29 protein-coding genes and 1 pseudogene are annotated in these 23,362 nt (G+C 42.2%); 1 reads left to right on the top strand and 29 read right to left on the bottom strand.

The window, feature by feature from the left end:
• Window positions 1-10 precede the first annotated feature (10 nt).
• From BKK54_RS04225 to BKK54_RS04130, 22 genes and pseudogenes are all read right to left on the bottom strand, one after another.
• The gene (locus BKK54_RS04225) at window positions 11-1,537 is read right to left on the bottom strand and encodes a terminase large subunit domain-containing protein (RefSeq protein ID WP_077541817.1); all 1,527 of its coding nucleotides are present in this window, start codon (window positions 1,535-1,537) and stop codon (window positions 11-13) included.
• The gene (locus tag BKK54_RS04220; protein WP_077541815.1) at window positions 1,537-2,106 is read right to left on the bottom strand and encodes a DUF3486 family protein; all 570 of its coding nucleotides are present in this window, start codon (window positions 2,104-2,106) and stop codon (window positions 1,537-1,539) included. The genes BKK54_RS04225 and BKK54_RS04220 overlap by 1 nt, the downstream gene beginning before the upstream one ends.
• A 33-nt stretch (window positions 2,107-2,139) precedes the next feature.
• Window positions 2,140-2,436: a VpaChn25_0724 family phage protein gene (locus tag BKK54_RS04215; RefSeq protein WP_077542050.1), complete on the bottom strand. Its 297-nt coding sequence runs from the start codon at window positions 2,434-2,436 to the stop codon at window positions 2,140-2,142.
• 5 nt (window positions 2,437-2,441) lie between these two features.
• Window positions 2,442-2,771: a DUF2730 domain-containing protein gene (locus BKK54_RS04210; RefSeq protein ID WP_244153104.1), complete on the bottom strand. Its 330-nt coding sequence runs from the start codon at window positions 2,769-2,771 to the stop codon at window positions 2,442-2,444.
• 17 nt (window positions 2,772-2,788) lie between these two features.
• On the bottom strand, window positions 2,789-2,995 hold the full coding sequence (locus BKK54_RS04205; RefSeq protein ID WP_077542049.1) for a TraR/DksA family transcriptional regulator: 207 nt from the start codon (window positions 2,993-2,995) through the stop codon (window positions 2,789-2,791).
• A complete protein-coding gene (locus BKK54_RS12145; RefSeq protein ID WP_279626082.1) occupies window positions 2,995-3,120 on the bottom strand; it encodes a hypothetical protein in 126 nt (41 codons plus the stop codon). Before BKK54_RS12145 ends, BKK54_RS04205 begins: the two co-directional genes overlap by 1 nt.
• Window positions 3,113-3,367, bottom strand: a complete 255-nt coding sequence (locus BKK54_RS04200) for a DUF2681 domain-containing protein (protein ID WP_077541811.1) — start codon at window positions 3,365-3,367, stop codon at window positions 3,113-3,115. Before BKK54_RS04200 ends, BKK54_RS12145 begins: the two co-directional genes overlap by 8 nt.
• On the bottom strand, window positions 3,364-3,600 hold the full coding sequence (locus tag BKK54_RS04195; RefSeq protein WP_077541809.1) for a DUF2644 domain-containing protein: 237 nt from the start codon (window positions 3,598-3,600) through the stop codon (window positions 3,364-3,366). Before BKK54_RS04195 ends, BKK54_RS04200 begins: the two co-directional genes overlap by 4 nt.
• Before the next feature lie 13 nt (window positions 3,601-3,613).
• On the bottom strand, window positions 3,614-4,156 hold the full coding sequence (locus BKK54_RS04190) for an N-acetylmuramoyl-L-alanine amidase (protein ID WP_077541807.1): 543 nt from the start codon (window positions 4,154-4,156) through the stop codon (window positions 3,614-3,616).
• A gap of 80 nt (window positions 4,157-4,236) precedes the next feature.
• Window positions 4,237-4,671 carry a Mor transcription activator family protein gene (locus BKK54_RS04185; RefSeq protein ID WP_077541805.1) on the bottom strand — a complete coding sequence of 145 codons (435 nt, stop codon included), beginning with the start codon at window positions 4,669-4,671 and terminating at the stop codon, window positions 4,237-4,239.
• Window positions 4,672-4,874: 203 nt separating this feature from the next.
• Window positions 4,875-5,429 carry a hypothetical protein gene (locus tag BKK54_RS04180; RefSeq protein ID WP_077541803.1) on the bottom strand — a complete coding sequence of 185 codons (555 nt, stop codon included), beginning with the start codon at window positions 5,427-5,429 and terminating at the stop codon, window positions 4,875-4,877.
• A complete protein-coding gene (locus BKK54_RS04175; RefSeq protein ID WP_077541801.1) occupies window positions 5,426-5,983 on the bottom strand; it encodes a gp16 family protein in 558 nt (185 codons plus the stop codon). The genes BKK54_RS04180 and BKK54_RS04175 overlap by 4 nt, the downstream gene beginning before the upstream one ends.
• Window positions 5,983-6,216: a hypothetical protein gene (locus BKK54_RS04170; protein WP_077541799.1), complete on the bottom strand. Its 234-nt coding sequence runs from the start codon at window positions 6,214-6,216 to the stop codon at window positions 5,983-5,985. Before BKK54_RS04170 ends, BKK54_RS04175 begins: the two co-directional genes overlap by 1 nt.
• A gap of 76 nt (window positions 6,217-6,292) precedes the next feature.
• Complete coding sequence (locus BKK54_RS04165) at window positions 6,293-6,511, bottom strand: hypothetical protein (protein ID WP_077541797.1); 219 nt, start codon at window positions 6,509-6,511, stop codon at window positions 6,293-6,295.
• Window positions 6,512-6,519: 8 nt separating this feature from the next.
• Window positions 6,520-6,732, bottom strand: a complete 213-nt coding sequence (locus tag BKK54_RS04160) for an ANR family transcriptional regulator (RefSeq protein ID WP_077541795.1) — start codon at window positions 6,730-6,732, stop codon at window positions 6,520-6,522.
• 178 nt (window positions 6,733-6,910) lie between these two features.
• The gene (locus BKK54_RS04155; RefSeq protein WP_077541793.1) at window positions 6,911-7,207 is read right to left on the bottom strand and encodes a hypothetical protein; all 297 of its coding nucleotides are present in this window, start codon (window positions 7,205-7,207) and stop codon (window positions 6,911-6,913) included.
• Entirely contained in the window at window positions 7,204-7,722 is a 519-nt protein-coding gene (locus BKK54_RS04150) for a host-nuclease inhibitor Gam family protein (RefSeq protein ID WP_077541791.1), read from the bottom strand. Before BKK54_RS04150 ends, BKK54_RS04155 begins: the two co-directional genes overlap by 4 nt.
• A gap of 14 nt (window positions 7,723-7,736) precedes the next feature.
• Window positions 7,737-8,054, bottom strand: coding sequence for a hypothetical protein (locus tag BKK54_RS04145; protein ID WP_077541789.1), 318 nt, complete (start codon window positions 8,052-8,054; stop codon window positions 7,737-7,739).
• A gap of 10 nt (window positions 8,055-8,064) precedes the next feature.
• Complete coding sequence (locus BKK54_RS04140) at window positions 8,065-8,982, bottom strand: AAA family ATPase (RefSeq protein WP_077541787.1); 918 nt, start codon at window positions 8,980-8,982, stop codon at window positions 8,065-8,067.
• A gap of 64 nt (window positions 8,983-9,046) precedes the next feature.
• Entirely contained in the window at window positions 9,047-9,565 is a 519-nt protein-coding gene (locus tag BKK54_RS12005) for a Mu transposase C-terminal domain-containing protein (protein ID WP_244153110.1), read from the bottom strand.
• A gap of 126 nt (window positions 9,566-9,691) precedes the next feature.
• Window positions 9,692-11,016 (bottom strand): annotated as a pseudogene (locus BKK54_RS04135) (transposase domain-containing protein); the annotation flags it as partial.
• The gene (locus tag BKK54_RS04130; RefSeq protein ID WP_077541785.1) at window positions 11,007-11,237 is read right to left on the bottom strand and encodes a helix-turn-helix domain-containing protein; all 231 of its coding nucleotides are present in this window, start codon (window positions 11,235-11,237) and stop codon (window positions 11,007-11,009) included. The pseudogene BKK54_RS04135 and the gene BKK54_RS04130, both read right to left, overlap by 10 nt.
• A gap of 243 nt (window positions 11,238-11,480) precedes the next feature.
• On the opposite strand from BKK54_RS04130, the gene BKK54_RS12000 reads away from it, so the two are divergent.
• The gene (locus BKK54_RS12000) at window positions 11,481-12,140 is read left to right on the top strand and encodes a helix-turn-helix domain-containing protein (protein ID WP_244153102.1); all 660 of its coding nucleotides are present in this window, start codon (window positions 11,481-11,483) and stop codon (window positions 12,138-12,140) included.
• Window positions 12,141-12,308: 168 nt separating this feature from the next.
• Here the strand turns inward: BKK54_RS12000 and BKK54_RS04120 are convergent, their stop codons facing one another.
• The 7 genes from BKK54_RS04120 to BKK54_RS04090 form a co-directional block, all read right to left on the bottom strand.
• Window positions 12,309-12,638, bottom strand: a complete 330-nt coding sequence (locus BKK54_RS04120; RefSeq protein WP_077542048.1) for a phage protein Gp27 family protein — start codon at window positions 12,636-12,638, stop codon at window positions 12,309-12,311.
• A gap of 198 nt (window positions 12,639-12,836) precedes the next feature.
• Complete coding sequence (gene araG, locus BKK54_RS04115) at window positions 12,837-14,354, bottom strand: L-arabinose ABC transporter ATP-binding protein AraG (protein WP_077541783.1); 1,518 nt, start codon at window positions 14,352-14,354, stop codon at window positions 12,837-12,839.
• Between the two features lie 38 nt (window positions 14,355-14,392).
• On the bottom strand, window positions 14,393-15,394 hold the full coding sequence (locus BKK54_RS04110; protein WP_279626081.1) for an arabinose ABC transporter substrate-binding protein: 1,002 nt from the start codon (window positions 15,392-15,394) through the stop codon (window positions 14,393-14,395).
• A 313-nt stretch (window positions 15,395-15,707) separates the two neighbouring features.
• Window positions 15,708-19,148, bottom strand: a complete 3,441-nt coding sequence (gene mfd, locus BKK54_RS04105; protein WP_077541782.1) for a transcription-repair coupling factor — start codon at window positions 19,146-19,148, stop codon at window positions 15,708-15,710.
• A 90-nt stretch (window positions 19,149-19,238) separates the two neighbouring features.
• Window positions 19,239-19,418 (bottom strand): DUF5363 family protein, encoded by a 180-nt coding sequence (locus tag BKK54_RS04100; RefSeq protein ID WP_077541780.1) that lies wholly within the window; start codon window positions 19,416-19,418, stop codon window positions 19,239-19,241.
• Complete coding sequence (locus BKK54_RS04095; RefSeq protein ID WP_077541778.1) at window positions 19,415-21,268, bottom strand: tRNA(Met) cytidine acetyltransferase TmcA; 1,854 nt, start codon at window positions 21,266-21,268, stop codon at window positions 19,415-19,417. Before BKK54_RS04095 ends, BKK54_RS04100 begins: the two co-directional genes overlap by 4 nt.
• A 102-nt stretch (window positions 21,269-21,370) precedes the next feature.
• Complete coding sequence (locus BKK54_RS04090; protein ID WP_077541776.1) at window positions 21,371-23,203, bottom strand: ATP-binding protein; 1,833 nt, start codon at window positions 23,201-23,203, stop codon at window positions 21,371-21,373.
• Window positions 23,204-23,362 lie beyond the last annotated feature (159 nt).

Below are 23,362 nucleotides of genomic sequence, written 5' to 3'. Positions count from 1 at the left end.
TGGCTTGTCCTTACCAGTCCCAATCGCTGGACATTAAGTCATCAAATTCATCATTGTTGCGGTCGGAATGTTTGTCAGGCAGTGGAATGAAATCAATTTCACCGCCTGTCATATAACTCGCACGCACCGCCATACAATACGCCACCGCACTATCGCCGTGGCGTTTGCCCGATTTGTCTTTTGAGCGTGATTTGTCAATTTTCGGCACGCCGTTAATTACCTGAATATGCCCGTGGTCTAAGATGATCTCTTCATCTTTCGGAATTTGAATATAGCCCGATTCATACAAGGCTTTATATTTCGGCATCCATTCCCGATACCACTTATCATTTAACTGCACGGCTTCGATCATACTGCTACCATAGCGAATAAGTGCCGCCTCTGCTAAATAGCCACCATTCCCCGTGGCATCGAATGCGGCTCCAATAAAACGAGGCAGGTTTGCTAACATAAACAGCATTATTTGCTTTTGCTGGTTGTACGGACAGTTTTTGATTTCAAGTGTCAGTTCAAAATGCCGGGCGGTGTCGGGTTGCACGGCACAAACGGCATACACACTCAAGTCGGCACTGCGGGCAAAGTCCACCCCAAAGGCGTGTCGGCGGTCAGGGTTGAAGGCTTGCAAGTGCGGTAGTAATTGAGTAAGGCAAAATTCACTGGTGATGACCGTGCGTTCGTCTTCTGTCCATTCCATAAATTTGGTGTCGCACTCAAAACGCAGTTTGACCTTGCCTTCTGTCGCTGCACGCTCAATCATTGGGCGTGGGATATACGCCCCAGAACTGGCTTTTGGCACGCAGTAGTATTCTTCCAGTGCATCGTCTTCAGTGGCGGTTTCACGCAACAGACCAGCTTTCCACGCCGCTTCTTTTTCAGGCGTCCAAGGCTGTTTGCTGACTTGGCAAATACGCTGATATAAGCCTTCTGCACAGGCATCATCAAGGGTGATGGTATGCACCGAATAGCTTTTTCGACCTGCACGGCTGTCTTGAATCAGTTGATTGAAGAGGTTATCCACACCATTATGGGTGGAAATCAACCGCACTTTCGCACCCCACATCGTGAGTGCCAAGGCAGCTTTTAGCACTTCGGCTAATTTTTCGTGGAATGCCGCTTCATCAATGCACACCACCCCTTGCATACCGCGCAAGTTTTTCGGGTTGGAGGAAAGGGCTTTGATTTTAAAGCCTGAAGCAAAGTAGATCACATAGGTGAGAATGTCTTTGTCTTCGTCTTCAAAGAGTTCTTCTTGGATTTGCCCGGCTGCACGGTTAAATTGGGCTGCCCACATCGCACAAGCATCAATAAATTCTCGTGCCATCTCTTTGTTCGAGCCGATATAAAACACATCTGAACCGCCCTCCGATTTGGCAAGGCTCGCTATCATCACGTCATCAGCCGCTTCTGCCCACGTTAAACCGGTGCGTCGGGATTTTTCGGCAATTTTGAGCTGACTGGTATCTGCCACCCAGCGTTTTTGATAGCCAAGCAGTAAGGCGTTTGGGTCAAAGGGGATTAAGTCGGGTAAGGCTTGCATTAGGCAATTCCTAGAATTTGTTGCTTGATTTGTGCGACGGTATCGGCAGAAAGTCCTGCTTGTGCGACGGCTTTTTCTGCGGTTTCGGCGGCTTGTAATGCGACTTCTTTTCGCACTTTACGTTCACGTTCATAGCTCACGCTTTGGGCTTGCTCAATGCGGTTGGCGATTAAAGCCAGTTGATTTAAAAATTTAGGATCATTGGCAATAGCTTCATCGGCATTTAAGGTTAAATCAAATGCCATTGTTTTTACCGCTTCCATCAACAATTTGCCAATATCACTTTGCGGGGCTTCGCCTAGTTGCTTTGTCCACACTTCTGCCACTTCACGGGCTTCGCGGATTTTTTTGCCGAACCGTTCCATTTTTGATGCAAAACGATTTAGCCCCGTTTTAGAAAGCTGCATTGATTCATCTAAGCCACTGTCTGCAATGATGTTGTTAATTTCCTCAAGGATTTCAGCTTGCGAGTATTGTTTATCTCGCAACATCATTGTGAGAGTGGTTTTGATATTCGGTGGTAGTAAATCGACCTTGCTGGCACGCCCTCGGGTGTTTTTTTCACTCATTTAAACCTCCTTTAAATTGGCTTTAAACTCAGCTTAAATTTTAGGGGAGGGCTTTTTTACGCCATCAACCACAGCTTCGCCATTTGCCACATCAAGTCCACGCTGGGTAATTTTGGCAATCATAAAGCCGTTACCCAGGCGTTCAATTTTCACGAGGTCTTGTTCTTCTAGCCAGTTGAGGTGGTTACGCACCAAATCACGGCTGATTTTATGCCCGTAAAGGGCAAGACAATCATCTAAAATAGATTCGTTGGCATCGTAGCCTGTGTCAACAAGCGAGCGTAAAATCACTAAACGCTGGTCTTGTTTAATTAAATCTTTTAACGACATTTTCATCATTCCTTTAATTTTGCTTCTAATAACAAGCCCATTTGGTGGCTCATTGCGTCTACTTGGCGACTGGTGGCTTTGGTATCGCCTTTTACATCGGTCACCAAGGTTTTAAGGCGTTCCACGTCCACCGCTGTGGGGAGGTTTTCCACCTTGCTTTCAAGCGTTGCCAAGCGGTTATCGTGACTGCGGGCAATTTCGGCAAGCTGGCTTAAATCGTGCTTTTTGGCGTATTTGCTGTCGAGTTTGAGCCAAAACGCCCCTGCAATAATGGCGATAATGGTCGAAATTACGCCAAAATTGGCTCGCACAAATTCCCAAAATTCGCTAATCATCGTCCGTCCTCCCAATCTTACTGACAACTCACACAACGGTGGGCGTAAGGATTGGCACGCAATCGTGCGCTGGGAATAGGTAAGCCACATTCGCTACATTGTCTGCCAGCTTCTGCAATCGCTTCAACTTCATCATCACTGAGCTTAGTATCAAGGTGTGGAGCAAGACATTGTTGCAAAAAGGCTTCTTCCCGCTCATTTGTGCGATCTAATTCATCAGCCATTACTCTTGTCCCTCACAAATTTGACGGTAGGTAGCATTATGCACGGCAACCTGCCTGAGCGTTTCGGTGGTATCTTGGCGACTGGCTTTGATTAAGCTAAAGCCCGCACAGCTTGGGTTAATCACGGAGGTCGCCGTCGTTGTACAACCGTTCAAGCAGGCTAGTACGGCTACGGCTAATAAGATTTTCTTCATTTTTCTGTTTAACTTGGTAATTTTTCACTTTGGTTTCGGCTACGGCTTTTTGGGCTTGTAGCTGTTCGTTTTGCTTTTGTAAGGCTTGTGCCTGTTTACGGCTTTGACGTAGGCGGAAAAGCAAGTAACCGCCCCATAATGTCACCACGCCCACACCTACTAAAATTAAATGCATCATTCGCTTTCTCTCCTGTTTTCTCGTTGGCGTGATAAAGCATTTGCCACGCCTTTAGTGGCAGCAGTGCCTACACACGCAAATAAAAAGGTGCTGAACATTTCAGGCACATAGGGCTTGTCTAAATAGACGGAATAAAGCAGCACGCCGGTGGCTGCAATAAAACCCCAAAACTGAATGCTTGCGGTGGTAGAAAGTCGCCCATCGGCATTGGTAAAAAGTTCTGTAAATCGCACTGCTTGTTACTCCTTATTTATAAAGGTGTTCTACATTCACCACTTCTCCCGAATCCAGCCACGCCCACACATCAAAACACGGGCAATCTTTCAGCCATTCATTTGGGGTGATCGTGCCATCGCCATTGAGGTCGGGCGATAAATCACGGTGACCATAAGTAAGGGCTTCCGGGTTGAATGCTTCTAAATCACGCAAGAGTTTATGCAGTGATTGCCATTGTGCTTCGGTATATTCAGCGTGGTTTTTGCCACTTGCGGTAATGCCACCGACCAAGCAAATGCCTACCGAGTTTTGGTTGTGTCCTTTAACGTGTGCGCCAATTTCCCCCACTTGACGACCACTTTCGACCAAGCCGTCCACGTCAATCACAAAGTGATAACCAATAGAGGATAGGTGTGGATTAAATGCACGTTGTGCCGCAGGCTGACGTTTAAAGCCACGTTTTTTGTGCCAGCCATCAATGACTTGTGCAGCAGTTTTGCCAGCTTGTTTAAGGGATTTGCCATTGCGTGTTGCCGAGCAATGCACGATGATTTTGTAGATAGGTAAAGACATAAAAAACTCCAGTTATCATTGCCTTGATAACTGGAGTTTAGGAGGAAAAGTATTTAGGTGGTGTTTGCGGATTATCAAACCTAACTAAAATTAAAATCCATTTGATGCCGCTTTCTCTGCAGCATACGTTGTTGGCGTAAGATCGCATAAATTGTGCTTTCTGACAAACGATATTTTTTCACAAGCTCCGGCACGTTCTTGCCGTTAAATTCTTGGTAAATTTGTCCATCTCGCAAGGCTTCTTTGATTTTATCACCGGCCGGTAGATAAAACGATTTGCCACCAAAATAGTGTGCCATTACGCCCACGAGCTTGGAAGCGGTCGTTTTTGCTTTATCTTCTGCAAAATTTTGGCGTAATAGCTCCGCTTGCATTACATCTATGACTTCCACCAATAGTGACGGCCAGCGATTTTCTAATTCTACACTTGGAATTTGGTCTAAATGGTCGAACAACGCTCCAATATTGGCGTGTTCATCATCAAATAAGCCTGTTTGTTGTAATGTTTGCGACATAGCGTACCCAATTCAATTTATCAATGTGACTATTGTACAAAAACTAAAATTTCCCACTAGCACAATTTTTCTTAACGTAAGGTAAAAAGTGGCTTAAAGCCTGATATAGCAAGGCTTAGCGAAAAATAAAAAAGTTTGAAAAGGGAGATTTAAGGCAAGAAAAAAGGCGGCGTGAACCGCCTTGGGGAAAGTTTAAAGAGAGTTTAAAGGGCTTGTTTTTGCTGTTTGTGTTGCAGCCAGATTTGATATTCGGGGCTGCTTTTCACAAATTCTTCCTGTCCGAGTTGTACAAAACGTTCAACGTATAAAATCGCATCTTGCGTTTTCTTCTCTTCCGCTTGTTGGGCTTTGACCGCTTCCGACCGATTTTTATCGGTGCGAATGACAGCAAAGTGCGGCTTTTGCGTTTCATACACCGATTTGAGGTAGTTATGATTGGTAAGCGGTTCGATTTTTTGCCCCGCTTGCAAGGCTTGTTGGCGTTTTTTACGCAGGCTTGCCACCGTTTCGGATAATGCCTGTGCCAGTAACAACGAGCAAGGGTAAAGTTCTAATACATCGCTGACAATTTTTAACGCACGGGCGTTGTTGAGGTTACTTTTGGCTGGCTTAAATAAGCCTAAGTAACCAACCATCGGTTGTGCACAACCGTGGGTAAGTTGGCTAATTTTGCCAAGCAGTTCACGCCCTGCATCGTCTTCGATTAAACCCTCCAAGTGAATATCGCTGTGGCAAATGGGGCAACGGCATAATTTCATACCACCCCCTGATAGCGTTGAAAGACTAAACAAAGTTTATCATAGCTGGTTTCTTTGCTCACAATACAGCCGTATTTTTCAGCAAGGGTTTTGAGCATTACACGCTTGTGCCATTTTTTCAAGATTTCCAGAAATCGGCTGGCTTCCTCGCCTTTTAACGCCCCGACATTTAGCGCCAGCACCGTTTTGCCTTGGTTCATCACTTTACGCATATAGGTGTTTAAGGCTTTTTCGCTGCCATCTCGCAAGAAGCCGTGCTTGCCCATTTGAATCCACACAGCACGGATTTTGTGGGCAATTTCACTTTTGACTTTGACCTCGCCTGTGGCTGGGCTGTAAGCGGTCGGTTTTGTGCTGCGTTTTGCGAACCATTTTACTTTAGCCCCTTTTTGTTGCAGCTCATGTAAGATTTTGTGCAACTCTACGATAGTGCATTTGGTCGAGCTGGTTTTATTGGTCAGCCGTTTGACCATTTCGCGGTAGCTGAATTCGTCCATATTAAGCTGCTGTTTGCCAATATGGAGCAGCTGGATTAGTTTGGCTTTGTCAGTCATTATTGCTCCTTACCTGTTATATCTTTTCCTGCCCATCTTAAAAATGATGGAATAGATACAGTTTTTAGCGTCCCTTTCGCTCCATTCTTAAGTGCTTTTAATTCAACATAAACAACATACCCTTCACTATTATCTAGCTTGATAATACATCTCTTGGGAATAAATCCATTTATCTTTTTGGGATTTTTGGCTATGTAATAATGATCTACAATTAAATCACTTTCTTTTAGCATTTTTACTCCATTATTTAGTTTAAAACACATTATTCAGCCTACTCAAAGTGCGGTTAAAATAGGCTGTAAATCTGCTTTAACAATTCGGATCAAACACAGCTCCGAATTCCATTTTGATTTCACTATAAGCTAAACGGCGACCGAATTTTTTTGCCTGTTCTAATGTTCTGGCATACATTGTTTTTGCCGTTTCAATATCACCGTCTAATACGCAAGATTGCACCAGTTCAAAATTGCTAATCACATCAGCGACTTCACGCATAACATCATCTAAATTTAAGGTTTGGGTTGTCATTGTTCCTCCTAAAACGGACGTTGATGCATACATTGGCAGAAATCACGACGGCGGATTGCCCATTCTTTGTTTTCGGGGCTGGCAGAAAGCATTGCTAAATCCCAATGGGTTTCGGCTTCTTTGTAATTGCCGGCTTGTTCTTCTTTTGCCGCTTTTTCCGCATAAAAGCGGTATCGGTTGAAGTTTTCCACGCTTTTGGCGTATGGTCGTTTGGTTTTCATCGGTTTTCTCCTGTGGGTTAAAACATATTTTGAAAGCCCCTCAATCCGTCCCCCTCTTTTGTAAAGAGGGGTTAGGGGAGATTTAAAGGGCTTTTAAATAGGCTTTAGTCTTGCTCTAAATACAGCACGATAAGCGATAGTACGCTGGCAACGATTAAGCAAATTACGGGGGCACTCATTACATCTCCTTACCATTCATTATCACTTTGCCACCATGTTGATTAATTTTGTAAGCTGCTGCTGCGGAAACTTCAGCCATCTTCACTAATTGCTCAAGATTGTGTTCGCCCCAATCTTTTAAGCCACGAACCTCGAAATAAACCACCCAGCATAAAAACACGATGGAGTTCCAAATTAGTGCTTGATCGATAACAGGGAAAAACCAGACCAATGTCATGCCTGATATACTGCTTATCATCAGCATAAATAGGCAGATATTCGGCATCGTGCAGAGCTTTTGTTTTGGCTTTCTCATCTCGCCTCCTGCTCAAATGGTTTTACGTTAAATTCTTCCACGCCTGCTTTAATCGCAATACCCGATACAGCAGAAGCGGTGGCTGGGTCTAACAAAATCGCATCTTTGTTGATTTCTTCTTTGGTGCGGATAAATTGCGTCAAGCCTAATGCCCGTAGTTTTTTAATCACTTCATCAGCTTTGGTAACTCGCACACTTGGTGGACTTTGTCGCCATTGCACTTCGCCTGTGTTGAAATAGCCTGTTTTTTGCTTTCCGTTTTTGGTCAGCTCATCACGGTGGCTTTCGCACCACGCTTGAATGGCTTTATGTCGCATATCTACTGCTTCTTTTGCCGATTGAATTGCAGGCGAATAACGCTCGGTAATGGCACCGATTTCATCATTCTGCTCGGTGGTTAGTCGTTGCAGTTCACGCTGGGCATCACCTAATTCTTTAATCAGTAACTCCGTTTCTTCACGACTTTGGGCGCGAATAGTGAGCGTAGCTGATTTGGTGCGGGTTGGTTTTTTCATAGTTTCTCCTGTGGTTAATGTTTAAGGGAATCGGATTTCCAAATGATTTTCACGCCTTTGAGCATCATTTGGTTGAGGTAAAAACGGGTGCCGTTTTTGACTTCTGAGCCGTAATTAAATGCTTTGTTTTGTTTCATTAAGTGGCGTAAGGTGGCACAGTCTTTTACCACTAAGCGAGGGCGACTGTTGTCGAACCATTCCACTGTTTCCACCTCAAGCCCTAGTGCTTCGCATTCAAGGGTGGCGATTTCAAGCATTGCTAGCTGAGTGTGAATAATGGCGTTTTTAGGGATCATCATTTCGCCTGCCATTTCGTTGTAGATTTTTTTCATACCGTTTTCCTTATTCGTTTTTGCCTAATAATTCTTGGCGTGCTTTGATGATTAAGTCGGCATCAATCAGCTTGCCTGAGCCTTTTGCCACCATTGCTGCCAATCGCAAGGTTTGGGTTAAAATGCGTAAGCCGCCGCCTGTTTCGGTAATGCTTTGCATCACTTTTAAAGCATCTTCGTCGGTTTCTAACCCCCACGCTGCGGCAACTGCCTGTGTGTCTGCCTTTTTGGTTTTCTGGATGCTGGTGTTTTTTGCCACACGGCTCCACAATCTTGCATATTCGTGACTTGGGCTAATACCACCTTTCATGCGGGTGTAAACTTTGTCGTTGCCTACCAACACTAAGCCAATGCCGGCTTCTTCTTGCATAATACGGAGTTCTTCGAGTGCCTCATAAGGAAGGTGGTCGGCTTCGTCCACAATCAGCAAGCCTTCTGTGCCTTTGATTTTGCGAGCAATCAGGCGTGAGAGTGTGCCTTTTCTACGTGGGGCATCGCTGATGCCTAGCTCAAGGGCGATTTCATACAAAATTTCGCTTAAACTTGAACGGCTTGGGCTTGCGGTTACCAGCCACACGTTAGCGTGGTTTTTGGCAAATTCTTGGATTGCTTTGGTTTTACCGACCCCGCTCATGCCGTAAACGGTCGCCATACAGTTGGCGATTTGAGCAAATTCCAGCGTTTTGAAAATTTGACGAGAAGTCGCTGTTTCGATAAAGGCTGGTGCCTCTACAAACTCACGGGCTTGCACCGCTTTTTTCTCAAGGTAAGCAGTTAGTTTTGCTTCCACATCTGCAATGTTGCCTTTATAGTTGTCGTTAAGGTATGCCGACAATGCACCTGCATTTACGCCTGCTTCGCGGGCAAGCTGGGCTTGAGTGATTTGGCTGTCGGTTAAGTGTTGTTTGATTTGATTGACTAAGTTCATTTTTAAACCTCGTTTAAATGTGCGTTTAAATGTTTAAATTGGCGTTTAAACGTTTAAATTACGTTTAAATCTTGCGTTTCATTGCGACGGCATTCATAAATGCCTGTTCAAATTCGCTGATTTCTTCCACTTCTGCCTCTTCTATTTCCACTTTTTTGTGAACTTTCATTCGGAGGTTTTGGTGGATCACTTCTTCTTCAATCAGCACTTCTTTCACTCGTTTTTCAATCGGTTCTGGCACCTCCACTTTTGGTGCGAGGGCTGCCAGTTCGTGTTGGTCTAACAACTGCAAGGCTTCGGCTTGTTGTTGTGCCGATTTCACCACTTTCTTGTACAATCTGCCTTGCTCGCGAGAAGCGATTGTGTCGCCAAAGCCTTTCGCTTCTCGGCAAATCGCTTCGGCAAGGTATCGTCCTTCTAAGTCGTACACATACACATTGCCGTGTAGGTTGTCGGGGTCGAACCGTGCCACCACTTTTTTATCGGTGATGCCGATTAAACTTTCCTCCCAGTAAATGTTGGTTAAGCCGTACAGTTTGCCTGCCGCTTTCAGGGTGAATGCCCCGTTACGTTTAATGCTCACCGTTTCCGCTTGCAAGAACAGCAACAGCAGCTGCTCTGGCGTAGCTTGGCGTATATTGGTGGGGTGGTAATCCCGTTCCCAAATCTGTTCAAAACTGAACTTGCCTCGGCAAAGTTCGGTGTCTCGTTCCAGTTGTTCGTTGTACTCTTTCACGCCTGCTGCAAGGGCTTGCAGAAAGATGTCATATTCCACGCCAGCCTTACCGCCGTTGTAGTTGTCGGGTTTTTCTAGCACGTTTTTGCCCGTGTAGAAGCCCGACAGTTCGGGGCGTTTATCCACTTTCTCGCCTATGCCGCCTCGCCCGAAGGCGCGTTCAATCGGCTTGGCTTGCCCGTGTCCTTCGCCATAAAGCCGCTAGTGAAATGCACTTCGATGCCTAAAATCGGCATAATGCCTTTCGGGTCGAGTTCGTTTTCTTTAAAGCGGTAGCGGTTTGCTACGCCGCCTGTCATCGCTTTATTGGCTGCGGCTCGGGTGTTGTCCAGCGTGATGGTTTTCGGTATGCCGTAGCGGAATATCACGTCCATTAAGGCGTGACGTATGCTGTCGGTGTTTTCCGAAAGTGCGGTGCGATAAGCAAGAATTTTGCGGGTTCGCACATCTTGCCAGAACCACGTTTTTGGGCGGATAATCTCGCCCGTGTGCCATTTCACAAAGACGTTGTGTTGATAACCGTCGCCGTTGATCCATTCGCCTGCGAGAATATCTTTTACCGTGCGTTGCAACGCTGGCACTAATTTCGCCACCGCATTTTTGCCCTCTCGCTGAAGCAGTAGCACCTCGTATGGCACTTCTTTGATTAAGCGACGTTGGAAGGTTTTAAAACTTGCCATCTGCCAGCCGTATTCTTTCGCCATTGCCTCAATGCGGCGGTAACTGGCTCGTAAATCGGGCTTTTCAGGGCGGAGATAATCAGCAAGGAAGGTGTCCCACGCTTCTTCGGTGATGTGGGCTTTTTTACCGGGCTTGGCGGATTTGCCCGAGCCTGACACTAAAATCGCTTGCCACAGGTGGACGGGGTAGCCTTTCACTTTGTAATACCAATTTTTTAAAGAACCTTGCGACACGTTTTTTGCGGTTGCCGCCCCCGCTTCTGCCTCTTGATAATTGAACCCTTGGTCTAAAAAGGCTTGCAGTTGCATACAGGCTTCTGCTTTGTTTTTCGCCTTTTCCCTTGCCTTGTCGGTGGCACTGGTGAGCCGATAAATCAGCTCGGGGTCATCCATCGGTTGTGCCGTTGTAGGCGGTGGCATTGCCGCCAAAGCGGCGTTAAGCCTTAATTGCTTTTGGGTTTCGGGGGGAAGGCTGTGGAGGTGGTATTCAAATACTTTTCCAACTGGACTTTCTTTTCGTCTCCGCTCCCAATTCTCTAATTTAGCTTTTTTAGTTATTCCCCCAACAGTTTTGGGTAATCCACCGACTCCCAATATATCTTTCAGTTCTACCCACATAAGCGGCTCTCCCGTTCCGCATAGCGTGTTGCCCAAATTTCTTGAGGAGGCACGCCAATCGCTTCAGCGATGATCTTTTCCCCTTTCGGATAACTTACCCGCAATGCATTTTTTAGCGTGGAGGGGGCAAGTCCCGATTTCACAGAAAGCGAATGCAATGTGATATTTCGCTCGTGCAGCTCATACACAATTCGCTTTCTGCTCCAATCTTTTTTAGCCATAAATTAAACTCCTACATTTAAATCAAACTTGCTTTAGGTTAAACTCTGGTGTAAATCCTTAGCGTTAGCCTTTGGTTTAATCTAGAGTTTAATACAAGATTAAAACTAAAGTCAACAAGAGATTAAAACTATTTTTTCGAGCTTTTATGCAACCTCTTTTAATTCCCTTTATTTTCAATAGGTTGAGTGTAAAAACTTCTTTCAATTTAGTTTTAATCCAAGATTAAAACTAAAGGGGTGGATATGATCCAAGAATGGTTTGAATTAAAAGAACTAACAGGAGTGGGGGGATTACCTACCACTGTTCAAGGAATTACCAAAAAGGCTAAATTAGAAAATTGGCAAAGAAGACGCATTACAGGCGTCAAAGGAAAAGTGTTTGAGTATTATGTGGGCGATATGCCGCCAAGCGTGCAAGCGGCGTTGGGCTTTGATGTAAGCCAAGATGGCTTTACTCAAAAGGGCGATGAGTTTGAACAAATACCGGATCTCTCCGTAACAGAAAGCGGCGTGATGCGAAAATACTTCCACTTCCGCACGGATTGGTTAAAAAAAATGGCGATAAGCATTGCGCACAGCACGTTCTTCAAAATGCCAGATAATGCAATGGAACGCACTATTTACAAGGGTGATAGGGCTTTGATAACGCTATTCTTCCACGACAAGGTGAAACGTGGGCTGGCAACGTTAGAAGACGTGTGGCGGCTTAAAGAAGGGCTTTATGTGGTGCGTATCAATAATAGGTTAACCATTCGTCGCTTGCAGTTTGACTTACCTAAAGGGCTTTATGTGCTATCGGACAACCCTGACTACCATCCGATTCATCTCACCGCAGATCAAATCGACCCTACAATGATTATCGGGCAAGTGCGCTGGTACGCCCACACAGTGCAGTGGGATTAATTTAAACACAGCTAAACGCCATTTAAACAAAATTTAAACGCGTTTAAACGTGCCGTGCGTTTTCGTGGTTTTAATGGCTCAAGTAGTGGTTTTTGGAGATTTTTTCGCAGTTTTGCTTTTTGCCGGATTTCGGGCAATAAAAAAGGGGCGTGTTGCCCCTGTGTTTGGTTATTTTCCCATTAAATCCCGAATTCTGTTTAAAATTTCTTGCCGGCGATATTCGAGTTCACCCAGTTCTTTATAAAGCATTTCAAGGTTGCTGTCTTTGCTGTGCATTTGGGTGTGTAACTTAAATGACCCCGCTCCGCCCTCATACCCATCTCTTGCCTTTAATTCCAACGTATAGCGGCACATTGCCGATTTAGAAGCATGATAGCCTTGCTGCTTTACCCACTCCACCATTGCCATATGGTCACCATATTCCGCCGCTCTGATTCGCTCGTGCAACGCTTCCACTATTTCTTTCGGCAAAGCTGTAATAAACGATTTTCTTGCCATTTTCTTTCCCTTTTTTTTATTTCGCTCAATCCCATTATATTCCATTTTTATTTTTGTTCAAGGTCAAGTTAATTCCGTTTATTACAACAAAATTCCGCCAATCCATTGTTTCTTTTTATTTCTTAGTTTTAGTGGGTTTTTACACTGCTCATATTGTGAGTTTGAGAAGTTGCTGAAGTCATAAAAATTCTCCTTATATTACTTAGCTCCGGTTTCAATGCTATCGGCTTCCACCATAGCAAGTTTCAAAACACGCTCTTCCGTTGCCTCTTCACGTTCTACAACACCTGTAATTTGTCGATTTCTCATTACCACAATGCGATCGGATAAACCGATAACCTCAGGTAAATCACTTGAAATCACAATGATTGCTATCTTTTCATCAGCCAGTTTAAAAATCAGATCATAGATTTCGGATTTTGCTCCCACATCAATACCTCGTGTCGGCTCATCCAATAGGAGTACTTTAATATCCTCGGACAACCATCGCCCTAAAATGACTTTTTGTTGATTTCCACCGGATAAATTCATAATAAGTTGATTAATGGAAGGCGTTTTCACATTCATTTGTCGGCATTGTTTCTCTGCATTTTGTTTTTCCCAAAATTCATTAATGATGAATTTAAAGAAATTATGGGAGCGTCTTGCGCTTAAATTAATGTTTTCTGCCACGCTCGCCAAAGGAATAATTCCTTCTTTTTTTCGATCCTCTGGGCATAGTACTATGCCTTGCTCAATAGCATCTTTGGGGCAGGTTATATTGATACTTTTTCCGTCTAACTCAATATTTCCTTGAGTCATCGGATCCGCACCAAAAATAATTTTAAATAACTCCGAACGACCGGCACCAACCAATCCAAATAATCCGAGAATCTCTCCCACCTTCACTTCAAGATTAAAATTTCCCGGCAACTTTTTACTTGAAAGAGTGGTCAGTTTTAACCGTGTTTTTCCAATTTCTCTTGAACGATAATGATAAATATCGCCCAAATTACGCCCAACCATACTACGTACCAACGTGTCATTATTAATCTTTGACAGATCCGAAAATGTTTCAACAAATTGACCGTCTTTCAATACGGTAATTTCATCACTAATACGGAAAATTTCTTCCATTCGGTGAGAAACATACAGAATAACTTTTCCTTCTGCTTTCAATTCTTCAATCACTGCAAACAACTTTTCGATTTCAGGTGCAGACAAGCTGCTAGTCGGTTCATCAAACGCAATAATTTTCGCTCCTCGGCTCAATGCTTTTGCAATTTCAATCATTTGCCATTGACCAATGGAAAGTTCTCTCAAAGGAGTATTTGGGGAAATATTTAAAGCTAATTTATCCAAGTATTTTTGCGTACGGATGACTAATTCTTTCCGATTAACCAGCCCAAAAGAATGGGGGAGCTGCCCTAAACAAAGATTTTCTGCAACCGTCATGTCCGGTACGATATTTAATTCTTGATAAATAATGGCAACTCCGGCGAGTAAAGCATCTTTTGTAGTGCGAAATGTAAGAGAGCGCCCCCCGATATGCATTTTCCCTTCCGTCGGCAAATAATTACCACTTAAAATTTTCAGTAAGGTAGATTTACCGGCACCATTTTCCCCCATGAGGGCATGTACTTTTCCTTCATAACATTTAAACGAAACATTTTGTAATGCTTTAACACCAGGAAAAGATTTGCTAATTTGGTCAAATTCTAAATAAGGAATTTGCATAAATATTTCCTCCTTACTGATATTTTAATTACATTCAATTAAAGCCCTTTTTTCTCCAGTTCCAATTTAAAGTTTTCTCGGGTCAATAATACAGGATCACCAATTGGTGTATATTTTGGCGGCTCAACCCCTTCTTTAACCCATTTATAAAGCATTTCCGTGCTACGATAGCCGTGTACATCGGGGCTTGGCAGTAATGATCCGATAAAACCGGTCATCTTAGGCTTTGAAAGTTCACTCACGGCATCCGTCCCATTGATACCGATACCGACAACATTTTCAGCTTTAAAGCCCTGTCCTTCCGTAGCCCGAATGCCCCCTAACACGGTATTATCATTCATCCCGACAATTAACCAATTTTTCACTTCGGGGTGCTGTACTAACATGGCATTAGCGGCATCTAGCGCTCCCGGAATATCATTACTTTTGGTTGGTGATTTATAGATTTGTTTTTCAGGGAAGCCTGCTTTGATTAACGCGGAAATAGATCCATCCGTACGGCGACGTGCAGTATCCAATTCGTCTGCGGTGATAGCTAATACTGCTGTCTCATTGACATTCCAACCACGTTTTTGCATTTCTTTATACAATTCTAAACCTTGACGTTCACCAATTTCCGTTGCAGCCATCATGATAATCGGCACATTATTCATAGGTTCCCCAGCGGCATTTAAAAATTGATCATCAACAGTAATTACTTTCAGATCATAAGAACGCGCCTTTGCCATAATGGCCGGTCCCAATTTAGGATCAGGTGTACAAATAACAAAACCTTTTGCACCGCTTGCTGCTAAATTATCTATAGCATTCAATGTTTTTTCGCCGTCAGGAATTGCCATTTTTATAATTTGAACATCACCAAGATCTTTGGCGGCTTTATCCGCAAATGCCCATTCTGTTTGGAACCAAGGTTCTTCCGGCTGTTTAACCAAAAAGCCTAACTTAGTAGTCTCCGCAGCCTGGCCGGAAATAGAGATAGAGCCAGTCGTAACCAATACCGAAACAGCTATCAATGTTTTTAAGAAATTTCGTTTATTCACCGCGAGATCCTCAATATAAATGCACCAATAAATGAATGTTACCACCTTCGAAACAGCTTATTTAACGAGCTTACCGTCCGATGACTGCATAATACTTTATTTATTAATGATTAAACTGAGATCTGGATCACAGTATGAATTTATTGCAAAATAATCCATATATTCAGCAAATCCATCCTGACAAATAAATTCAATTATAAATAGTGCTTTTTATTCAAAAAGAAAAACTGAAGTAAAAAATGACGCACGATAAAAATAGTGCGTCATTTTTGTAATGCTAAGTTCTTAAATGTAATACAACAGTTAAAAAATCTTACTCAACTAAAAACTTGATTAAATTTACCACAAATTCCAACCGCACTTTATTATCAGAAAGATCCTTCATAAACTTAAATTTTAATGGTTCGTCAAAACGATAAACAATCGGTTCTTTTTGAATAAGCTGAATAAATTTTTCTGGTGCGACTTGTGTTGTCGGTGAAAATTCAATAAAGCCCCCTTGTGTGCCGGCATCAATACGAAGTACTTTTAAAGGCTCGATCAATAAACGCAGTTCGGCAATTTGCAGTAAATTTTTTGTTGCTTCCGGTAACAAGCCAAAACGGTCGATCAATTCGACTTTTAATTCATCTAATTCTTGTTTTGTCTCGGCGGCGGCAATACGTTTGTAGAAGGATAAACGCATATTCACATCGCCTAAATATTCATCCGGTAATAATGCCGCAACTCTCAGTTCAATTTCAGCGTGCTGTCGGGTTAATTCTTCTAAAGACGGCTCACGTCCTTCTTTTAAGGCTTTCACCGCCGCATCAAGCAATTCCATATAAAGGGAAAAACCGATGGTTTCAATTTGTCCGCTTTGTTCATTCCCCAACAATTCCCCTGCACCACGAATTTCTAAATCATGAGTGGCAAGAATAAAGCCCGCGCCAAGATTATCTAAACTTTCCAAAGCTTCAAGGCGACGTTGCGCATCTTTTGTCATCATTTTCGGTGGTGGCGTCAGCAAATAGGCATAGGCTTGATGATGAGAACGCCCTACCCGACCACGCAGTTGGTGTAATTGTGCCAGACCAAAATGATCCGCCCGTTCGATGATAATAGTATTGGCAGTTGGAACATCAATGCCCGTTTCAATAATGGTAGAGCAAACCAAAACATTGTAATGTTGGTGATAAAAATCGCTCATCACCCGTTCTAGTTCACGCTCCCGCATTTGTCCATGTCCCACAATCACCCGAGCTTCCGGCACAAGTGCGGCCAATTTTTCTGCCGTATTTTCAATACTCGCCACATCATTATGTAAATAATAGACCTGTCCGCCACGCAGAATTTCACGCAAGATGGCTTCGCGTACGACCAAATCATCTTTTTGACGCACGAAGGTTTTAATGCTTAAACGGCGGGCCGGCGGTGTGGAAATAATGGAGAGATCACGAATACCATTCATTGCCATATTAAGGGTGCGTGGGATCGGGGTTGCCGTGAGGGTGAGAATATCGATATTGGCACGTAATTGTTTAATTTTTTCTTTTTGCCCCACGCCAAAACGGTGCTCTTCGTCAATAATCAGCAAACCAAGATCGTGAAATTTCACATCTGATTGAATCAGTTTATGGGTGCCGATCAAAATATCCACTTTACCTTCTGCCAAATTTTGCAGAATTTGTTTTTGTTCTTTCGCTGTTTTAAAACGCGATAGCACTTCTACATTCACCGGTAAATTGGCAAAACGATCTTTAAAGTTTTCATAATGTTGTTGGGCAAGCAATGTCGTAGGCACTAAAACCGCCACTTGTTTATGATTCATCACCGCCAAAAATGCTGCTCGCATCGCTACTTCTGTTTTACCAAAGCCTACATCGCCACAAACTAAACGATCCATCGCTTTTGGCTGACACATATCGGAAATCACGGCATTAATCGCCATTTCTTGATCATGAGTTTCTTCAAAAGGAAAGGTTGCCGCAAATTGTTGAAATTCTTCACGATCATATTTAAAGGCAAAGCCTTTTTTCGCTTCACGTTGTGCATAAACATCCAATAGATCCGCCGCCACATCACGAATTTTTTCTGCGGCTTTTTGACGTGATTTCGCCCAAGCCTCGTTACCCAATTTATGTAACGGCGCACTTTCATCGGAACCGCCCACATATCGACTAATCAAATGTAATGAAGTTACCGGCACATAAAGTTTAGATTCATTAGCATAATTCAGGAGTAAATATTCTGCTTGAATTCCACCGGCATCAAGGGTTACCAAACCTCCATAACGCCCGACCCCATGATCCAAATGTACCACCGGTTGCCCGATTTTAAGTTCAGCCAAATTCCGCACAAGCGTATCAGGATTAATGGTTTTACGCTTATCACGCTGACGCTGTTGTACCCTTTCGCCCAGTAAATTCGCTTCACCAATAATAGCTAAGGGGGCAGATTCCTCGATAATAAAGCCTTGCTCAAAAGCACTGACGAGCAAACTGAATTTTTCTTGCCCTGCTTGAGAGAGAGATTGAATTTGTTTCGGCTTAATTTTTAGTGGTTGAAGCAGATCTAGCAAGGTTTCCCGACGTCCTTCCGTTTCCACGGAAAACAATATATTGCCGTTAAAATGTTCAATAAATTGACGAAGTTGCCCGAGAGGTTCTTTTTGTTGTGATTGAATCGTGATAGTCGGCAATGAAGTGAGAGGTAAATTTTTCTGACGCACTGATGACCGCACTTTTTCATTTTTCAGTGTAATACGCGGGTAGTCTTTCAATTGGCGATTTACTTCATCAATATTTAACCACAAACGTTCCGGTGGCAATAAAGGACGCATTGGATCCACTTTGCGTTGTTCATAACGCTGTTTTGCATCTTGATAAAAACGCTCCCCTTGTGCTTGATTTGCCTCCATATCCACAAACAAGGTTTGGGGGGGAAGATAGTCAAATAAGGTTGCCATTTCTGCAAAAAACAACGGCTGCCAATATTCAATACCGGAAATTAACGTACCTTTACTGATTTGCTGATAAATATGTTCAGGATCACGACGAATTTCGCCAAAGGTTTCTCTAAATTGTGTGCGGAAAAATTCAATCCCTTTGTCATCCGTTGGAAATTCCTGTGCCGGCAGAAGATTAATGGATTGAATTTCATCCAGCGTACGTTGCGTATCCACATCAAAAGTGCGGATAGAGTCAATTTCATCATCAAAAAAATCTAATCGAAAAGGCACCGCACTTCCCATCGGAAAAAGATCAAGCAATGCCCCCCGCACGGCATATTCCCCATGCTCCAGCACTTGCTCTACGGCACGATAACCGGCTGATTCCAGTTGTAAACGCATTTTATCAATAACAATGCGATCACCTTTTTTAATCAATAAAACATTATGTTGTAAATACTGCGGCGGGCAAAGGCGCTGCATTAAGGTCGCAATCGGCAACAAAAAAATGCCTTTTTTTGCATTTTGGAGATGAAAAAGCGCGCTTAGACGGGAAGAAATAATATCTTGATGAGGTGAAAAAGTATCATAAGGTAGCGTTTCCCAATCAGGAAATAGTTTCACTTCTTGCTCGCTTAATTCTGATAAAATACCGGATAAACGAACCGCACTTCTGGTATCGGGTGTGACTACGACAGTTAAATGTTGGTGTTGTTCGGCAATCTCGCTAATCGCAAGGGCATCAGCGCCTTGCAAGACATTACCTAAAATTTTATGGTCATTCGGAGTGGAAGGAATATCGAGTTGGAAAAAAGAGGTTTTCATGAATAATGCGTCAATTTATGATAAAAATTGACGCATAGTTTACTGAATTAAAAAAGGGGATTCAAGCTGGAATCTGTATAAAAAAACAGGTTATTTTTTATTTTTAAAGAGTGAGTCTTCTTTACATAAATTTCCGTTTTCATCTTCGCGCATTTTGGGGACACCACAGCAGCTAGGGGAATCAAGATCGTAGGTTTTTAGAAAATGATCGTACTTTTCCAATGTCCGTTTAAACCAGCCTTTTGGTTTCTCTGTTTTTTCTGTTGTCATAAAAGTTCCTCTAAGTATTGTTTAATTTCTAAACGAAAACATTCTACGCTTTTTTTCTTGTCAAAGGGTAATTGTTTTTTCGTTAAATAGCTTGAAAGTTGTGGAAAATTGATTTTATTTTGCGCCCTTAACAAACGCTGAATGGCGGGCATTGAAGAAAATAGAGTGCGGTTAAAATAGGCAAAGTTTTTTAAACTTTGCCAATCTTCTTCATTAAGCATCCAATCAATTTCCCCCTGTAACATTGTTTCAACTAAAGGATGAGTTGATAACGCTACATTACGTTGAAATTGTCGCTGCGCAATTTTTACAAAGGCTATACCTTCTTCCGATATTCCTTTCACAGCAATAGCTGAATAACAACCACTACTGGCTTCTTGATGCTCCCCTAAATGAACCAAAATAAAACCGCACTTTTGCCAGAAATGTGCTAATTCTTCCGTATAACCAAAACTCACGGAAAGAAAATCAACCTTGGCATTATCTATTGAGCTAATCAGTCTTTGCCCGATCCCTTTTTGTTGCCAATGAGGTTGTACGGCAATACGGGAAATTCGTAAAGATTTCAAACTACAAGCCTGGGGAAAATTGCCGTGAAAACACAAAGATTGTGGCACAAGATTTCCTTTGGGACGGCGTGTTCCTTGTCGGATTTGTTCAATCAGAGTTTCATCTTCCATTCCACCCTCTTCCAATGCCCAAATAGCACCAATAAGCTGTCGTTGATATTTTGCCAAATAAAAACGTTGGCCTGTACCATCAAACAAACGGCGTAAATCAATAGGTGAAGTGCGATAATGTGCCAAGGTCATCAAGCCATAAAAAAATTCAGGTGCTCGGATAAGTTGAGATTGTGCGATTTCATCAATCTGAACCTCTTCCTGCGGGTTATACGCAATTTGCTCAAATTTATCTTCAACCTCCAGCAATAGAAGATCTTCAATGAAATCTTCAAGAACATCATTTTTTTGCCAACGTAGAGGTTGATAAAGTTCAAATTGTTGAAAAGTACGGTGCATTTTTTGTTTGAATTTTAATTCAAAGCCGCGCCCTGTTCCCTCATAACTATGAATAGTTGTACTAAAAACAATGTGGCGAAAATATTGGGAAAACTGTTGTAGCAAAGACAACGGAATCATCGCCGCCTCATCAACCAAAAGCCAAGCATTTTCAGCAAATGCGGCATTTTGTCGCAGTCGTTGGCTTAATTCATCCGGTGCAATAAATTCAACGCTTTCTTTTGCAAAATCATACAAGGAATTGACCGCATTTTTGTTAGGCGCGGTGAGATAAATCGGGGTATCAATGTGATTAACAAGCAGCCCTAATAAGGCGGATTTTCCACGTCCGCGTTTTGCCGTAAGAAAATACAGATCACATTTCCGTTGCAAGATTTGCTCAAGGATCTGTTGCTGTTCGACCGTGGCTGATTTGCCCTTTTCTTCACAATGAAAAACGGACGGAAAACTAACCGCACTTTCTTGTCTCAAAATAGGAAAATGGTGGTGTTCCACACATTGTTTAAAATGATGAATAAAATTTGCCGTTCTAATTACAGAAGTGCCACTATTCCAACGAAGGCTATCAAAATCAGGGCGTTTTTCTAAATCTTCCCACGCCGAAAGCACTAAACAGAACGTCCCCCCCATTTTTAGCGTGCCGACTGCAATAGCCAGAGCTTCTAAGTGAATACCATGTCTGGCATCAAATAAAATATGTTCAAATTCTTGCCCAAGTAAATTTGTTACTTTAGAAAAGTGAACGCCCTGCTCCCCTACAATTAGCACTTGTGGCGGTAAAGAATCAGGTAACATATCAGAAATAAGCACTTGGCATTGGCGATTTAGCATAAGCAATCCTTATCATTATTTCGGGGCATTTTAGCGAAATTTTAAGGCTGACAAAATATGATAAATTTTGACCGCACTTTCCATTCAAAGTGCGGTCGTTTTCTATAGCTTTAAATAATCTTCCAACTCTTTTACATTCGTCCGCCAGTGGGTATTGAGTTCATTGAGCCAAGTTTCAATTTTATCTTTCCAGTTTGCTTCCTGACTACATTGCATTTTCTCCGCAAGTTGCTGTAATGTGACTAAGCCAACAGAGCCTGCGGCGCCTTTAATTTTGTGTGCAATATCTACAAAGTCTTTTTGTATAGAAGAATCAGATAAACAAGTCGTGAATGCCCTATTCAATTCTTGTAGATAAATAGGCATCATCTGTTTAAATAATCTTAAATTCTGCTCTACTTGTGTTTTACCTAATAACCCAATTAACTCCATATTTAATGATTGATGAAATTCTGTTTTTTTATCCTCACTAGAAGCATGAATTGTATTGTCCTCACCAAAAAAATGATAAAAACATTGTTGTAATTCATTCAGTGCAAGCGGTTTACGCAGTACTCCATCCATTCCTCTCGCTTGATACTCTTTTTCGTCTTGCATTACATTTGCTGTAAATGCGACAAGCGGTGGGAGAAAATCATAAATCCCTTCTTCATATTTTTGGCGTAAGTGTGTCGCAATATCAAAACCGGACATATCCGGTAACTTAATATCAAGCAAAACAATGTCATAGAAATTTCGTTCAAATAATTGAATCGCCTCTTTCCCATTCATTGCAACATCAACATAATGTCCTAATTTTTCTAGCACATTTTTCGCTACGATAACATTCAACTCAATATCTTCAACCAATAAAACGGATAAATTCAATGGTTGAGAAAAGGTATGACTATCTACCGAATGCGCTTCCTTAGCCTGTATATTCAGGTAAAATGTTGAACCCTTTCCGATTTGGCTTTCAACCCATAAATCCCCTTTCATTAATAATGCAAGGTTTTTTGATATGGCAAGTCCAATTCCACTCCCTGAAGAACGGTTCTTATTTTCTTTCACCTGATAATACATTTTAAAAATGTTATCCCATTCAGATTGAGCAATACCGCTCCCTGTATCAGAAACACTAAAATGATATGTATCATTTTCTGAAGCAGAAACGTGCAGTCTAATTTCTCCTTTTTCTGTAAATTTCACCGCGTTAGCAATCAAATTCCAAAGAATTTGGCTTAATCTTGCACTATCTAAATAAAGTAAATCAGGTAAATTTGATGAGATTTCTAAAGAAAATTTGAGATTTTTAGGTTCTGCCATTAACACAGTGAAATTTTGAATATCATTCAAAAGATCATTGAGATTGGTAGGTTGCAGGTTTAATTCTAATCGTTTAGTATCCAGTTTATTTAAATCAATAATATCACTAAAAATATGCCCTAAATTGACAGCACTCACATTAATTGTTTTGAGATAACTTTGTTGTTCTGGCGTTAAATCTCCGTCCAAGAGAATCCGACTTAGCCCAATAATGCCATTTAAAGGTGTTCGTAATTCATGGCTTATTGTCGCCATTAAGTTACTTTTATCCCGATGAATTTCTTCCAAATTATCAAGTGCAATAGAAAGTTTATTCTCTGTTTGTTTACGTTCCGAAACTTCTTTTTTAAGCTCAGTAACACTACGAGAAAGCTGACTACGGGAAGTTTCAAGGCGTTCAACCAATACTGCAAAAAAATAAATGACAAAAGGAGCTGACATTAATCCAAAAATAATTGAACGAGCAATATCAATCCAGTAGATATCCCCAATAATAAATAGACTCAATAATACTTGCAAAGAAAGAGCAAAAACAGCTAATAAAAAAACACCAAGTAAGGAAAATTTAACCCGTCCAAGACGGATAAGCCAGTCAATATAGCGTTGAGCAAGAGATTTTAAATGTCTCATAAAATTTTAATCACAGGAAAAATTGTGTCGTATTCTAACATAGGTGAAGGGATAAGAAATCACCGAATATTCAATGTCTATTGGAGATTAAAGTGCGGTCGATTTCAATGAGGTTTTTAAGATTGATTAAAATCGCTGTTTATAAGACTGAGTTAAAAT

This window comes from Rodentibacter genomosp. 1 (genome assembly GCF_001999285.1).
Lineage (GTDB): Bacteria > Pseudomonadota > Gammaproteobacteria > Enterobacterales > Pasteurellaceae > Rodentibacter.
This window is presented reverse-complemented; position numbering and strand designations above follow the sequence as displayed.

Coding starts and splice junctions, on each gene's coding strand:
- BKK54_RS04100 (WP_077541780.1), bottom strand. CDS start 19,418: ATGACAACAGAAAAAACAGAGAAACCAAAAGGCTGGTTTAAACGGACA.
- mfd (WP_077541782.1), bottom strand. CDS start 19,148: ATGAAAACCTCTTTTTTCCAACTCGATATTCCTTCCACTCCGAATGAC.
- BKK54_RS04120 (WP_077542048.1), bottom strand. CDS start 12,638: ATGGCAAGAAAATCGTTTATTACAGCTTTGCCGAAAGAAATAGTGGAA.
- BKK54_RS04190 (WP_077541807.1), bottom strand. CDS start 4,156: ATGTCTTTACCTATCTACAAAATCATCGTGCATTGCTCGGCAACACGC.
- BKK54_RS04165 (WP_077541797.1), bottom strand. CDS start 6,511: ATGACAACCCAAACCTTAAATTTAGATGATGTTATGCGTGAAGTCGCT.
- BKK54_RS04140 (WP_077541787.1), bottom strand. CDS start 8,982: ATGAACTTAGTCAATCAAATCAAACAACACTTAACCGACAGCCAAATC.
- BKK54_RS12000 (WP_244153102.1), top strand. CDS start 11,481: ATGATCCAAGAATGGTTTGAATTAAAAGAACTAACAGGAGTGGGGGGA.
- BKK54_RS04155 (WP_077541793.1), bottom strand. CDS start 7,207: ATGAGAAAGCCAAAACAAAAGCTCTGCACGATGCCGAATATCTGCCTA.
- BKK54_RS04210 (WP_244153104.1), bottom strand. CDS start 2,771: ATGATTAGCGAATTTTGGGAATTTGTGCGAGCCAATTTTGGCGTAATT.
- BKK54_RS04215 (WP_077542050.1), bottom strand. CDS start 2,436: ATGTCGTTAAAAGATTTAATTAAACAAGACCAGCGTTTAGTGATTTTA.
- araG (WP_077541783.1), bottom strand. CDS start 14,354: ATGCAAATTCCTTATTTAGAATTTGACCAAATTAGCAAATCTTTTCCT.
- BKK54_RS04220 (WP_077541815.1), bottom strand. CDS start 2,106: ATGAGTGAAAAAAACACCCGAGGGCGTGCCAGCAAGGTCGATTTACTA.
- BKK54_RS04200 (WP_077541811.1), bottom strand. CDS start 3,367: ATGATGCATTTAATTTTAGTAGGTGTGGGCGTGGTGACATTATGGGGC.
- BKK54_RS04185 (WP_077541805.1), bottom strand. CDS start 4,671: ATGTCGCAAACATTACAACAAACAGGCTTATTTGATGATGAACACGCC.
- BKK54_RS04145 (WP_077541789.1), bottom strand. CDS start 8,054: ATGAAAAAAATCTACAACGAAATGGCAGGCGAAATGATGATCCCTAAA.
- BKK54_RS04170 (WP_077541799.1), bottom strand. CDS start 6,216: ATGCTAAAAGAAAGTGATTTAATTGTAGATCATTATTACATAGCCAAA.
- BKK54_RS04225 (WP_077541817.1), bottom strand. CDS start 1,537: ATGCAAGCCTTACCCGACTTAATCCCCTTTGACCCAAACGCCTTACTG.
- BKK54_RS04095 (WP_077541778.1), bottom strand. CDS start 21,268: ATGCTAAATCGCCAATGCCAAGTGCTTATTTCTGATATGTTACCTGAT.
- BKK54_RS04205 (WP_077542049.1), bottom strand. CDS start 2,995: ATGGCTGATGAATTAGATCGCACAAATGAGCGGGAAGAAGCCTTTTTG.
- BKK54_RS04090 (WP_077541776.1), bottom strand. CDS start 23,203: ATGAGACATTTAAAATCTCTTGCTCAACGCTATATTGACTGGCTTATC.
- BKK54_RS04160 (WP_077541795.1), bottom strand. CDS start 6,732: ATGAAAACCAAACGACCATACGCCAAAAGCGTGGAAAACTTCAACCGA.
- BKK54_RS04175 (WP_077541801.1), bottom strand. CDS start 5,983: ATGACTGACAAAGCCAAACTAATCCAGCTGCTCCATATTGGCAAACAG.
- BKK54_RS04180 (WP_077541803.1), bottom strand. CDS start 5,429: ATGAAATTATGCCGTTGCCCCATTTGCCACAGCGATATTCACTTGGAG.
- BKK54_RS04150 (WP_077541791.1), bottom strand. CDS start 7,722: ATGAAAAAACCAACCCGCACCAAATCAGCTACGCTCACTATTCGCGCC.
- BKK54_RS04130 (WP_077541785.1), bottom strand. CDS start 11,237: ATGGCTAAAAAAGATTGGAGCAGAAAGCGAATTGTGTATGAGCTGCAC.